This is a genomic window from Candidatus Angelobacter sp. (genome assembly GCA_035607015.1).
In the GTDB taxonomy this organism is placed as follows: domain Bacteria; phylum Verrucomicrobiota; class Verrucomicrobiia; order Limisphaerales; family AV2; genus AV2.
In genome coordinates this window covers 1-13,037 of sequence record DATNDF010000343.1, presented here as the reverse complement: position 1 = coordinate 13,037, position 13,037 = coordinate 1, and the positions used below count along the sequence as shown (strand labels likewise).

The following is a 13,037-nucleotide window of genomic DNA, read 5'->3' as shown; positions in this document are numbered from 1 at the left end:
CACGCATACGATTTCGGGGAAGGTGAGCGACGCGGCCAGCAGTAACGGAATTCCCGGCTTGCAGCTCTTCGTGGAATCAGCCAACAACACGCTAACCTTCGCCTTCTCGGATGCCAGCGGCAACTTCACCGCGTCCGTTCTGCCGGACCAGTGGAAATTCAGCCTCTCGGACTTCGGCTTGAGCCAGGCCGGCTACCTGCGACCACAGAACAAACCAAAGGTGACCGTGAGCACAAGCGACGTGACCGGAGTCAACATACCCCTGGCGAAGGAATCCGCCCTGATTTATGGCAACGTCAAGAATGATACCAACGCCCCGCTCCCGGGTATTTCGATGTTCGCCAACGACGGCAGCAATCAGTATCAGGCCAGCGCCATCACCGACGCCAACGGGAACTACACCCTGGGCGTGAGCGGGACCACCTGGTTCATCGGTCCCGACAACAGCAATCCGGGTCTCGCCGGTTATGTCTTGCAGGGAACCAACGTTACGCTGACGAATGGGCAGGCAGTTCTCGTCAATTTTGTCGCGCAGCGTTCCACCGCGCATCTGCTCGGACACGTGACGGACACCGGCGCCCTGCCCGTCTCCGGACTCACGCTCCTGGCGTTCCCTCAAGGCGGCGGCTCATCCGCCTCGGCGACGACCGCCGGCGACGGGAGCTTTGATCTCGGTGTGTTCGGCGGAAGTTGGACCATCAATCTGGAATCGGGCAGCGCCGCACAGCTGGGTGTGATCGGACCCGACATGACCTTCAACGTGACCGACGGCGTGAACATCTCGAACATCAATTACGTGGTTCGGGCGGCCACCACAACAATTACGGGAGTCGTGACCAACAGCAACGGTCAGCCCCTGTCGAACATCAATGTGAGCGGCTTCATTACGGCGAGTGGAACAAACTATTCCTCCAACGCGCAAACCGACGGCGCCGGCCATTATCAATTGAGTGTGTTCAATGGCACGTGGCAGGTCAACCTGGACTGTTCCAGCCTCAACACGCAGGGCTACGGCTGTCCGAATCAGCAGAACGTGATCGTCAGCGGGACAAACGCCACGGCCAACTTCACGGTTCAGGCGTTCAGCAATACCCCCGCCACGTTGACCCAACCGCAATGGCTCCCCGGCCAGTTCCAATTCCAGGTCTCCGGCGAATCCGGCCGGAATTACCGTATCGATGTGACGACCGATTTTTCGACGTGGGCCACACTCGCCACGAACACGGCGTTTGGCGGCTCATTTCCATTCTCTGATCCCGGCACGTCGAACTTCACCCGAAGGTTCTACCGCGCCGTGTTGGTGCCCTAGCGCGGACCGACAAAATACCACTTGCTTCCCCCTCCGGGCGTTCCTATATTGCGCGCTCTTTTTGAACGAAAGTTGATTTATGCGTCGACCCAAAGGCATCAAAACCAAAAAGTCCGTGGCCAAGCGGTTCAAAATCACCGCAAGCGGCAAGGTCCTGCGTTCCCACGCCGGCCGACGCCACCTGCTCGCCACGAAAAACGCGAAACGCCGTCGCCGCCTGGGGAAGATGGCCGTCGTGGACAAAACCGACGTCTATCGCATCATTCAAAACCTTCCGTTCAGCCACTGATTTCCCTCTCAACCTTCAATTTTGAACTGACCCATGCGAGTCACCAACGCCCCCGCCTCCCGCAAGCGCCGCACCAGAATGATCCGGGCCGCCAAAGGCTTCCGGATGCGCCGCTCGAAACTTTACCGTTACGCCTCCGATGCGGTCGATCATGGCCGTCAATACGCCTACCGCGATCGAAAGACCAAGAAGCGCAATTTCCGCGCGCTCTGGCAAATCCGCATCAATGCCGCCGCTCGTGCCGCCGGACTGACCTACAGCCGGTTCATGGAAGGTTTGAAGGCCGCGAAGGTCGCGCTCGACCGCAAGGTGCTGGCCGACATCGCCGCGCAGGACAACGCCGCGTTTGGCGAGTTGGTCAAGGTCGCCCAGAACGCGCTCAGGGCCAAGGCCACGGCAAAGGCCTGAATCACGCAAGGGCTTTGACGCATCGGGCGACCAGCAATGGCCGCCCGTTTTGCTTTCCCACTCCTGGCTTTCGAGGTTAACGTTTTTCACCATGAACATCGCGCACTGGACGGCGGTTGACCGTTACATCACCGACTTGCTCGTTCGACCGGACCGCGCACTGGAGACGGCCCTGCAAACCAGCGCCGATGCAGGGTTGCCGCAGATCAATGTGGCGCCCAACCAGGGCAAGTTCCTGCAACTGCTCGCGAAAATTCAGGGCGCGCGTCACATTCTGGAAATCGGCACGCTCGGCGGTTACAGCACCATCTGGCTCGCCCGCGCCCTGCCACCCGGCGGAACCCTCATGACGCTGGAATCGGAACCAAAACACGCGGAGGTTGCCCGCAAAAACATCGCCCGGGCCGGTCTGGCCGGCGTCGTCGAATTGCGTCTGGGGGCGGCGCTGGACACTTTGCAACAGCTCGTTACCGGAAAGCAGCCGCCGTTTGATTTCATTTTCATCGACGCCGATAAGCCGGGTTATCCTGATTATTTCACCTGGGCGCTCAAACTTTCCCGACGCGGCACGTGCATCGTCGCCGACAATGTCATCCGCGAAGGCGCGGTGATTGATCCTCATCACGAGGACGCCCGGGTTCAAGGCGCCCGCCGCTTCAATGAACTTGTCGCCGCTGAACCCCGTGTGACGGCCACCGCCATCCAGACCGTCGGCAGCAAAGGCTATGATGGTTTTACCGTCGCGCTGGTGATCACGGATCCGTGATCAATTCCCTTTCGGAAATCATGAATTCGCTTTCTGTTTTTCCTGGTTGCGAATAACGTTCGTTCATCCGTATGGCTTTTCTTGACGACATCGGGCCTCTGAAACAATCCGCCCTGACGGAACTAAAAGCTGCACCCGACCTCGCCGCGCTCGATAACGCCAAAGGCGCGTGGATCGGCCCGCACGGCAAGTTCACGGCGTTGATGAAACAGCTCGGTTCTCTGGCCAAGGAAGATCGCCCCACCGCCGGCAAGCTGATCAATGCAGCCAAGGCAGAGCTCGAATCAGCTCTGACTGCACGACGTGAAGAACTCGAAGACAAAGCCGCGTCGTCCAAAGAACCAACCGACTTCACCCTGCCCGGTCGTCGTCGCGCGCTGGGCAAGCTGCATCCACTCACGCAGGTGACCGACGATATCGTACGTAGTTTCCGCAAGATTGGCTTCGTCGTCGCGGATGGCCCGGAGATCGAGGACGAATATCATTGCTTCGATGCGTTGAACACGCCCGCCGACCATCCCGCCCGCGATACGCAAGACACGTTCTATTTGCGGGCTGAGAACTCCGCCGTCACCCGGCCATCCGGCGAACCTCTCCCACCGAATGAGAAAGGAGCGGGTGGCGAGGGTAAACCCCTTCTTCTCCGCACTCATACTTCCTCCGTCCAAATCCGCGTCATGGAGAAGCAACAACCTCCGATTCGCATTATCGTTCCGGGCCGCGTCTATCGCCGCGACAACGCCGACGCAACGCACAATCCGACCTTCCAACAGATCGAGGGGCTTTACGTGGACAAGGGCGTCACCGTCGGTGACCTCAAGGGCACCGTCGAGTTCGTGTTCAAGGAACTGCTCGGAAGCGACGTGAAGATTCGTTTTCGTCCGCACTACTTCAGCTACACCGAGCCGAGCTTCGAGATTGATTTTTCGAGCGCGCTCACGCGCAAGATGGGCAAGGAATGGCTGGAGATCGCCGGTTGCGGCATGGTGCACCCGCAGGTGTTCGAGCACGTCGGTTACGATCCTGAAGTCTGGACGGGCTGGGCGTTCGGCTTCGGCATCGAACGCGTCGCCATGATCCGTTATGGCATCAACGACATCCGGCTATTCTACGAGAATGATCTGAGGTTTTTAAGGCAGTTTTAAGAACAAGAAAACCGGCGCCTCGCGGATCCAAACTTGAACGGTTATCGAACGGAATAAATATGCTATGGATGGCAATCATCGCTCCGGCAATTGGTACAGTGTATTTGATCCGACAAATCGACAACCGAGACTTGAGAGGTTGGCAACATTACGCTTGTTTTACGTCGCTCATCTTTTTGATCTCGGTCATGTTCTTGGTCGCCTCCGGAAAAGTCGAAAGCTTCGGTGTGGCTGGGAACAGTGTCAGAGTTGTCGATCAAAAGCTTCAGGAAATAAAAGATCTGACTGAGCAAAACAAATTAATGGCTCAGAAAACTGTTGAACTAATAACATCGTTGGCATCCACACCTCTTACAGCAGATAAGACTCGATTAGGCAATTTGAATGAGTTACGCCCCCGTGCAATTGAGTTGCTGAAAGCGTCAGGACTTTCTGACAGCGAAGTTCAAAAGTTCTTTAATGAACTGAACAAGAAGTTTTCCCCTACCAATTCTCCATGAAACTCACCTTCAATTGGCTCAATCTATACGCTGACTCCAACAGCTCAGCTAAAAAAAAGACCGAACGGCTCACTGCACTCAACCTCACCGTCGGAGCTGCTCTGCATTCGGAGCGCGGCTCTGTGAGCCGCAGCAGTTCCGTTGCGGACGCAACTCATCGGGAATTTTTAGGCCGCGACCTGAACGTGCGCGCTGCGGGTCGCAGACCCGCGCTCCGTTTCGGCTTCGCCGCACTTTTGGCGCTTACATTCCTGGGTCTATTGCCGGGCGCGAACGCCGCTACCCTCAAAACCCAAAGCGTTTTCCTCGTCATCAGCGACGGGTTCCGGTGGCAGGAGGTGTTCAGCGGCGCCGAAGCGCAGTTGATGACCCGGGAAATCGGCGGTGTCAAAGACACAAACACGCTGCGCAAGGCCTTCTGGCGCGACACGCCCGAGGCGAGGCGCGAGGCATTGCTGCCGTTCTTTTGGGGCGAGATCGCTTCGCACGGACAGCTCTTCGGCAATCAAACCAAAGGCAGCGTTGTCACCGTGACGAATGGCAAAAAGTTTTCTTATCCCGGTTACAATGAAATCCTCACCGGCGCGCCCGACGCGCGCATTGACAGCAATGACAAGAAGCCGAACCCGAACGTGACGGTGTTCGAGTGGCTGAACGGCCGCCCCGGCCTACGCAATCGTGTCGCAGTGTTCGGCACCTGGGATGTGTTCCCCTACATTTTCAACATCGAGCGCAGTCATCTGCCAACCTGGCCGGTCTGGGAATCGAAGTTCGGCAGTTACGAGATTCCCACGCCGCAGTTCGTCACGGACCTGATGCGCGATACTACGCCGATGTGGGAGGACTTGACTTACGATTCGTTCCTCTTTCACGCCACGATGGACCATGTGAAGCGCAAGCAACCGCGTCTGGTGTTCGTCGGGTTTGGCGAGACGGACGAATGGGCGCACGCGGGCCGCTACGATCTTTACCTTACCGCCGCGCACCATATGGACGACTTTGTCCGGCGGCTCTGGGAACTGGCGCAGTCCCTGCCCCAGTATCGCGACAAAACGACCATCATCATCACGGCGGATCATGGCCGCGGCAGCGGACCGCTGGATTGGAAGAGTCACGGCGAAAAGGTCGCCAACTCGGAAGGCGACTGGATTGCGGTCATCGGCCCGGACACGCCGCCGGTCGGCGAACGGACACAAACCGAACCGCGCATGCAAAGCCAGATCGCGGCCACGATCGCGGCGTTGCTCGGCGAGGATTATCACGCGGCGTTTCCGCAAACCGGCGCGCCAATCGCCGATGTTTTCGCCGGTGGAGAACGGCGAGCCATCCGGAAGCATTGAGAGTTCAAGGTGAATTTTGAATTGAAGCGATGAAAGTCACACTCAATTGGCTCAAGCAATACGTTGATTTCAACTGGTCGCCGGGGGAACTGGCGGAGCGGCTGACCATGCTCGGACTTGAGGTTGAGGGCGTGCAGAAGCTTGCGGGTGAATTCGAGGGCATCGTCATCGCTCAGATCCTGACGCGAGACAAGGTGCCCGGCTCGGACAAGCTCTCAGTCTGCAAGGTGAATGACGGCAAAGGCGAGCGCACGATCATCTGCGGCGCGCAGAACCACCAGCCCGGCGACAAGGTCCCCCTCATCCTGCCGAACTACGCGCTGCCGTTGAAGCCCGGCGACAAAGAACCCTTCGTCATCAAGGAGCGAAAAGTTTTTGGCATCACCAGCCAGGGCATGATGTGCTCGCCGCAGGAACTTGGTTTGCCAGACCAGGTGGACGGCCTGCTCATTCTGCCGCAGGACGCAAAAGTGGGCCAGCCATTCGCAGAATATCTTGGCCGCGCGTCTGGCGATGTTGTTTATGATCTCGAAATCACGCCGAACCGTCCCGACCTGAACAGCGTCATCGGCATCGCGCGGGAGATCAGCGCGGTAACCGGGAATCCGCTCCGAATTCCAGAAGTCAAAAATCAGAAACCACAAGACGGCACTGCGGACCTTGTCGCAGTCCGCATCGAAGACGCCGAGCTGTGTCCGCGCTATGTCGCGCGGGTTGTGCGTGGCGTGAAGATCGGCCCCAGCCCGGACTGGCTCCGCTCCGTGCTGGAAAAGGTCGGCCTCCGCAGCATCAACAACGTCGTGGATGTGACGAACTACGTGATGCTCGAAACCGGCCAGCCCTTGCACGCGTTCGACTATCATCTCATTGCCAAAGGCGCAACCGGCAAGCCAACCATCGTCATCCGCCGCGCAAAGGGGGGCGAGAAGTTCACGACACTCGATGGCATTCACCGCACTTTGACCAGCGAGATGTTGCTGATTGCCGACGAGCAGAAAGGCATCGCGCTCGCCGGCGTCATGGGCGGGCAGAACACCGAAATCAACGAACGGACCACGGATGTTTTGATCGAGAGCGCTTGCTTCAAACCAACGAACATTCGCCGCACGTCGAAGGCGCTCGGCCTGCGCACGGACGCCAGCTATCGCTTCGAACGCGGCGCGGACATCGGCATCACCGACTGGGCTGGCGCACGTTGCGCGCAATTGATTCTCGAAACGGCCGGCGGACAACTGGCTGAAGGCGCCGTTGACGCGCATCCGAACCCGGTCGAGCCGCGGCAGATCACGCTGCGTTCGGGAAAGGTCCGCGAGTTGCTCGGCGTCGAGATCAAGCCGGGCGAAATCGAGCTTCACCTCGGCCGACTCGGTTTGAAGGCGATCAGCCGCAAACCGCGGCCGGTTGACTCCGACGCCGCGGTATCCGAACCGCTCTCGTTTCGCATCCCGACTTTTCGCATGGACCTCAAGCGCGAGGTGGATTTGATCGAGGAAGTCTGCCGTTTGCACGGCGTGGACAAAATTCCGGCCACGCCGCCGCGCGGCGCCATTGGCGCGAACGCTTTTGACCCGGTCTATGATCAAATCGCCGAGGCACGACGCATTCTGACGGGGCTCGGTTTGAACGAAGCGCAAGGGCAAACGCTCGTATCGAGATTCGGACCTGAACTGCGCGACGCGAAGGACGAGGACTTGCGCGTACTGGCCAATCCGCTAAGCGGTGACATGGATGTGTTGCGACCGAGTTTGATTCCCGGTCTGCTCGCTTCGTTAAGCCGCAATCTGCACCACGGAACCGAAGACGTGGCACTGTTTGAAATCGGCCGCGTTTTCACGCAATTGAACGGACGAACCAAAGAAGAACGCCGGCTGGCCATTGCCTTGACCGGCCGGCGCTTCCCGGATTTTTGGACCGGTGTCGGCAGCGCCATTCCTCTCGGTGAACTCAAATCATTGAAAGTCACAATGGACCTGGGAGCCTACGACGAACGCCGGGTGAAATTCGATGCCTGCGATCTGAAAGGAATCATTGAAGTGTTTCTCGATCAGTTTGGTTTACGAGCTGTTTCCTATTCCGCCTGCAAAGAACTGTCCCCGTGGTTCGCGGAGTCGGCGACGATCAATCTGGGCGGCAAACTGCCACTGGGTACGATGGGGAGGCTAGGCCACGGTCGTGCTCGCGAGTTCGACTTGCCAGATCCGGCATTTCTCGCGGAATTGGATTTCGACCAATTGCTGGCACGGCGGAACCCAAACAAGTCATTCAAACCGCTTCCTCAACTCCCCGGCATCCGCCGCGACATCGCGATGTTGGTGCCAGAATCGACAACGCACGAAGCCGTGCTCAACGTTGTCAAGCAGTCCAAAGTTGCGAACCTGGAGAGCATCGAATTGTTTGACGTGTTTCGTGGCCAGCACGTTCCCGAAGGTCAGAAGAGCATGGCCTACGCGTTTACCTATCGTCATGCCGAGAGAACGCTCACCGACGCGGAGGTGAACGCTGCGCACGCGAAGCTGGTCGAACAATTCAAACAGAAGCTCCAGGCAATGATCCGTTGAGCTGCTGTCGGATTCATTGCTGCAAGGCGCGATAGAAGCGATGACTGAAGTTCGTCGCGTTAACGTCGAGAAACTCCAAAATCCCGTCCGCCCCGACCATCGTTCCGAGATCACTCCAATCCGTCAGATTCGTTGATCCCTGGACCGTATAAGACTTTCCCGGCGCGCCACCGAAGCAGAGGCGGAAATCGCCGTTCGATGTGAACCCGTGGACGATCAAATGATGCAGCGGCGGAGGAACTATCACGATCGTCACGGGCGTCGAAACACTGATCGCTCCGCTGTTATCCGTCGCGCGCGCCGTCAGAGTGTAAGTTCCGGCCGCGTCAGTGTCCCAGCTAGTCCGGTAAGGACCACTCGTGCGCTCGCCCAGTTTGCTGCCGTTCACATAAAACTCGACCCGGCTGACAAATCCGTCCGGGTCGTCCGCGTTCGCCTGAACCGCAAACGGGACGCACGCGACGATCGCAACGTTGTTGGTCGGTTCGATTATGGTCACCACGGGCGGCTGGTTGAGCGGGATAAACGCGAGCTGAAACAGATAGATCACGCCACCCTCGCCGAAGAGGAAACCGCGCCCGCCGGCAAAGTCGAGTCCCGACCACGCGACATTCGCGCCCGTGGAAAGCCGGCTCCAGCTGCTTCCGCCATCGGTTGTGAACAGAACAACGCCGTCGTCGCCGACGACAACCGCCGTAGTCGCATCAATGATCCGGATCGCGCGCAGAGTTGTATTCACGCCACTAGTCAGCGGCATCCAATCGACGCCGCCGTTCACCGTCCGGCAAAGCGCGCCGTTCGAGCCTGCGACGTATCCGACGTTTTCATCGCTGAAGGCCACGTCGTAAAAAGTTGTGTTGGTCGTGCCGCTGTCCAACGCGATCCAATTCGTCCCGCTGTAACGGAGAATCGAATCGCCGGCTCCGGCTGCATAAGCCGTCGAACCGACCGCCTGAACCGCGAACAAATCGTTCGTCACTCCACTTGCTTCAATCGCCCAGTCGCTTCCGTTGTAAAAAGCAATCGTGCCCCCGTCGCCCACCGCGAACCCGTAGTCCGTATTGATGAATGAAAGCTCATGAAACGCGACAGCGGTTGGAAGTGTAAAGCGCGTCCAGCTTTGACCGCCATCGAACGACCGCGCGATGAGTCCATCGCTCCCGATAAGAAACGCCGTCGTGTCGATCAACCGGATCCCGGTCAGGTCGTTCGTGAATCCTGTGTTCAAGGACTTCCACGTTTGTCCGCCGTTCGTGGTCACGAGCAACGCGCCGCCAACGCCCGCGATCAACCCGCTGTCCGAATTCCAGAGCGAACCGCCGTCGAGGCGGTTGGTCGTACCGGAATTGAGTGGTGTGAAATTCACCTGCGCCGGGTTGATGGTCAGCGTCAGCGGCTTCGTCGCGGAGCCGTTCGCGTTGGTCGCGATCAACGTGACCTGAAAGGTTCCGGCGACCGCGGGAATTCCCGAAACAAGGCCGTTCGTCGGATTGATGGTCAAGCCGGATGGCAAACCGGACGCGCCGAAATTGGTCGGATTGTTGATCGCAGAGATGGCGTAGCTGAACACCGCGTTGACCATGCCCGTGGCTGTGCCGCTGCTGGTTATCGCCGGACCCGGCGGGTTCGGCAGCAGTCGCGCATCCACGATCTGAATCGCGTTGAGCGCGCCCCGCGGGTTCAAATCGCTGGTGCTCGCGCCGTTGACCGTGAGCGTAAAGGCGCTGTCCGTCAGAGTGGCGAACGCGAGCACGTTTCCGTCGGGCGTGCTGCTGCCGAGGTCTGACGTGCTGCTACCCGACACTTCCTTGAACGTCCCTCCGAAATCCGTGTTTGCTTTGTCGAGTCCGTAGAGTGTCTGTTGTCCGAAATTCGGCGCCGTCAAAGTGAACCCGCTCACCCGCGCGGCCGCGACGTTGTCGCCGTCGAAGTAGACGACCACTGCGTAGCCGCCCGCGGTGAAAACACCCGGCACGCCGGTAACTGTGACCGTGATCCTGCCACCTGGCGTGTCATCGGTGTTGAGGTAGCCTTTCATCAGCCGGCTGTTGCCGCCGTTGTCGGCAACCGGCGTGCTCCTCGTACCGAAACTGTCCGACCAACTTGCCGAGAACCCGCTGTAAAATACAGAGATCCCCGCGTCGGCGTCGCCTACCGGATTGATTGAACCGCCGGAACCACTCGCGTTGTTCCAGAACTTTTGAGGGATCCAGCCCGCCGATTCGTTCGCCGCCATCGGCGCCGGCGTTCCGTTGACCGTGCTGCCGCCGATGAAATTGATGCCCACCTTGTCAGCTCTGGCCACGGCGGGCGACAACAGGCCGGAAATGGCCAGCAGGCCGAGCGTGATATCCTTTGCCGCGCGTTTCATAAGCGAACCCGTACCCGCATTGGCAGCTCTAAGTGCGCCATGTGCAAAAGTTTTATCTAAAAAATCCCCCGATGATAATCAGGGAAACCTCGTGGTTATGCTAAGGGATTTGCCTACGAAACAAGGTTGAGTCGCGCCCGAAACGCTGAGGCACTCGTCGGTCACGGCAAGGGCCGCATTGCACTGGGTTGTCCCACGACAGGCAGATATCAACGCGAATGCGCCCCGGATGCCAAACGCACGAATGGCCGCGCCTTGCTGAAGCCGGGGAGTCAATTCGGTTCGGAAACTCCGCGCCAAGGCTGCGAGATCCTTCGCCAATTTCAAATACTCCCGGCGGACGCGATGTTGAAAACGAACGACTCGTTTCCGGTGGCGAAAGCGCCGGTCATGCTTTATCCGCATTCAGTCAGACCAGCCCCTTATACTCCTTCTTCTCCGCGAGTTTCTTGACGAGTTCCTTGATCTTCTGCGACTGGCTTTTGTGCGCCAGTAATACGGCGTCGTCCGTCTGGACGAGAATCGAATCGCGCAAGCCCACGACGGCAATCGGTGTGCGGTTCTTAATGCGTGCGTCGAAAATAATGTTACGTGCGGCGTCCACGTGAATGAACTCCGCCATGGCGCAATTGCCCTCGGCGTCGGGCTTGAGGTGCCGGGCCAGCGCGTTCCAGGAACCGAGATCGTCCCACGCAAAATCGCCCGCCGCCACAACGACGTTCTGCGCGTGTTCCATGAGGGCGAAGTCAATGGAGATTTTTTTGAGACCCGGATATTCCTTCGCCAGCACCCGTGCGAGCTTCGCCGGATTGTTCGCCACCTTGAACCAGCGCTGGCAGGCTTCGTACATTTCCGGTTGGTGTTTCTGCAATCCCTCGGTGACAGTCACGAAACCCCAGATGAACATTCCCGCGTTCCAGCGATAATGGCCGCTGTTGACGTACTCCAACGCCTTGTCGAAATGCGGTTTTTCAACGAACCGCTCGGCGCGAAAGAACGTGGTTTTGTAGGGCTTCGCGCCGTGCGGCGGCGGCAGGGGTTCACCTACCTGAATGTAACCATAGCCGGTCGCCGGTTCGGTCGGCTTGATGCCAATCGTAACAATCGCCTGGCCGCGACCGGCGAGGTCGAAGCAATCGTTCAAGACGTGCTGAAACTTTTTCTCCTCGGGAATCACGTGATCCGCCGGCAACACGGCCATCACGCCGGTGGTGGAACGCGCGCCGACAAGAGCGGCACCGAGCGTGACCGCGGCGCAGGTGTCGCGTCCAACCGGCTCGGCGATGATGTTATGCTTCGGCAGTTTCGGCAGTTGCTTCGCGACCTGCGCCGCTTGCGCCTCGTTCGTGATAACAAAAATATTCTTCAACGGGACCAACGGCAGCACGCGGTCAACGGCCTCCTGCAAAAACGACTTTTTACCGAGCAGCGCGAGCAGTTGTTTGGGGGTCTTCTCGCGGCTAACCGGCCAGAACCGCTCGCCTCGTCCGCCGGCCATGATGATGACGAAACGGTCATCCGCTTTAGGTTTGGTATTCATCGCTTTCAAATTCAACTGCGGCGGCCGGAAAGGGACCGTAGTCTGTCTTTCAAATAAGCAACAAGATTCTTGTCCGGAATACGCTCCGCCCGCTGTAGCAAATCGCAAAGTACATCCCTTGCCAAGCGAACACGTAGAATTCGACCTGCAAGCTGGAAGGCGTGTTCGTGACGCTGAGTACCAGCCAACGCCTCCACGAAGGGGGCACATTTCCTCGCCAATAGACTTTTACCCAGTCTCCGGCGGTACGAAGCCGGCTCGGTTGAGGACGCAGAATCGCTCACCGGAAAATTGACTGCAAATACTGCAAAAGGGTCGGCAAGCTCCAATAGTTCACGGTATCGTCGCATCCCACAAAGATAACCAGCAGCATGATCGACAAGTATCATTCTGACTTTGCCACCGGGCCGCAGCTTTCGACATGTTTGAAACGTAACATCCTCCTCACTCAGATACCTGTTAAGCCCGCAAAAATCAAAAGCTGACATTACTCTTGCCCTGCCTCGTAACAGTTTTTGTCTCAACCTATTTCTTCGCAAAATCAACGCTTCTGACGCCGGAGGATAAAAGTTACCTAACTGCGCAATAGCGTAGAGCAGAGCGGTGAGTCTCACTCCCGCGAAAGCAGGATCGACTCGCAGACCACGATCAAAACACCAGAGGTATTCCCGCAGCGCCTCGGCGTAGCAGCCTTCAGCCGCCAACGCTTCACCTTGTTCCAGTCTCTTCAGCGGGTCTCTTCGATTCTGAGACATGTTATCCCTTCACTGCGTTGGCAAGAGAACTCACAAACTGGGCCACGGCTTTTACA

The 13,037-nt window shown here is 58.3% G+C and carries 11 protein-coding genes; 8 read left to right on the top strand and 3 right to left on the bottom strand.

Going from position 1 to position 13,037, the window contains the following annotated elements:
• From VN887_13775 to pheT, 8 genes are all read left to right on the top strand, one after another.
• On the top strand, positions 1 to 1,309 hold a 1,309-nt coding region (locus VN887_13775; GenBank protein HXT41075.1), incomplete at its 5' end, for a carboxypeptidase regulatory-like domain-containing protein.
• A 79-nt stretch (positions 1,310 to 1,388) separates the two neighbouring features.
• Positions 1,389 to 1,598, top strand: coding sequence for a 50S ribosomal protein L35 (gene rpmI / locus VN887_13770; GenBank protein HXT41074.1), 210 nt, complete (start codon positions 1,389 to 1,391; stop codon positions 1,596 to 1,598).
• Positions 1,599 to 1,631: 33 nt separating this feature from the next.
• The gene (rplT, locus tag VN887_13765) at positions 1,632 to 2,006 is read left to right on the top strand and encodes a 50S ribosomal protein L20 (protein HXT41073.1); all 375 of its coding nucleotides are present in this window, start codon (positions 1,632 to 1,634) and stop codon (positions 2,004 to 2,006) included.
• Positions 2,007 to 2,097: 91 nt separating this feature from the next.
• Entirely contained in the window at positions 2,098 to 2,772 is a 675-nt protein-coding gene (locus VN887_13760; GenBank protein HXT41072.1) for an O-methyltransferase, read from the top strand.
• 71 nt (positions 2,773 to 2,843) lie between these two features.
• The gene (pheS, locus tag VN887_13755) at positions 2,844 to 3,917 is read left to right on the top strand and encodes a phenylalanine--tRNA ligase subunit alpha (GenBank protein ID HXT41071.1); all 1,074 of its coding nucleotides are present in this window, start codon (positions 2,844 to 2,846) and stop codon (positions 3,915 to 3,917) included.
• 68 nt (positions 3,918 to 3,985) lie between these two features.
• Positions 3,986 to 4,417 carry a hypothetical protein gene (locus VN887_13750; GenBank protein HXT41070.1) on the top strand — a complete coding sequence of 144 codons (432 nt, stop codon included), beginning with the start codon at positions 3,986 to 3,988 and terminating at the stop codon, positions 4,415 to 4,417.
• Positions 4,414 to 5,757: a sulfatase-like hydrolase/transferase gene (locus VN887_13745; GenBank protein ID HXT41069.1), complete on the top strand. Its 1,344-nt coding sequence runs from the start codon at positions 4,414 to 4,416 to the stop codon at positions 5,755 to 5,757. The genes VN887_13750 and VN887_13745 overlap by 4 nt, the downstream gene beginning before the upstream one ends.
• Positions 5,758 to 5,786: 29 nt before the next feature.
• On the top strand, positions 5,787 to 8,315 hold the full coding sequence (pheT, locus tag VN887_13740; protein ID HXT41068.1) for a phenylalanine--tRNA ligase subunit beta: 2,529 nt from the start codon (positions 5,787 to 5,789) through the stop codon (positions 8,313 to 8,315).
• A gap of 13 nt (positions 8,316 to 8,328) precedes the next feature.
• Here the strand turns inward: pheT and VN887_13735 are convergent, their stop codons facing one another.
• The 3 genes from VN887_13735 to VN887_13725 all read right to left on the bottom strand — a co-directional run bounded on the left by VN887_13735 (position 8,329) and on the right by VN887_13725 (position 12,981).
• Complete coding sequence (locus VN887_13735) at positions 8,329 to 10,686, bottom strand: YCF48-related protein (GenBank protein ID HXT41067.1); 2,358 nt, start codon at positions 10,684 to 10,686, stop codon at positions 8,329 to 8,331.
• A gap of 409 nt (positions 10,687 to 11,095) precedes the next feature.
• Positions 11,096 to 12,226, bottom strand: coding sequence for a sugar phosphate nucleotidyltransferase (locus tag VN887_13730; GenBank protein HXT41066.1), 1,131 nt, complete (start codon positions 12,224 to 12,226; stop codon positions 11,096 to 11,098).
• Between the two features lie 11 nt (positions 12,227 to 12,237).
• Positions 12,238 to 12,981, bottom strand: a complete 744-nt coding sequence (locus VN887_13725; protein ID HXT41065.1) for a hypothetical protein — start codon at positions 12,979 to 12,981, stop codon at positions 12,238 to 12,240.
• Between the last annotated feature and the right edge of the window lie 56 nt (positions 12,982 to 13,037).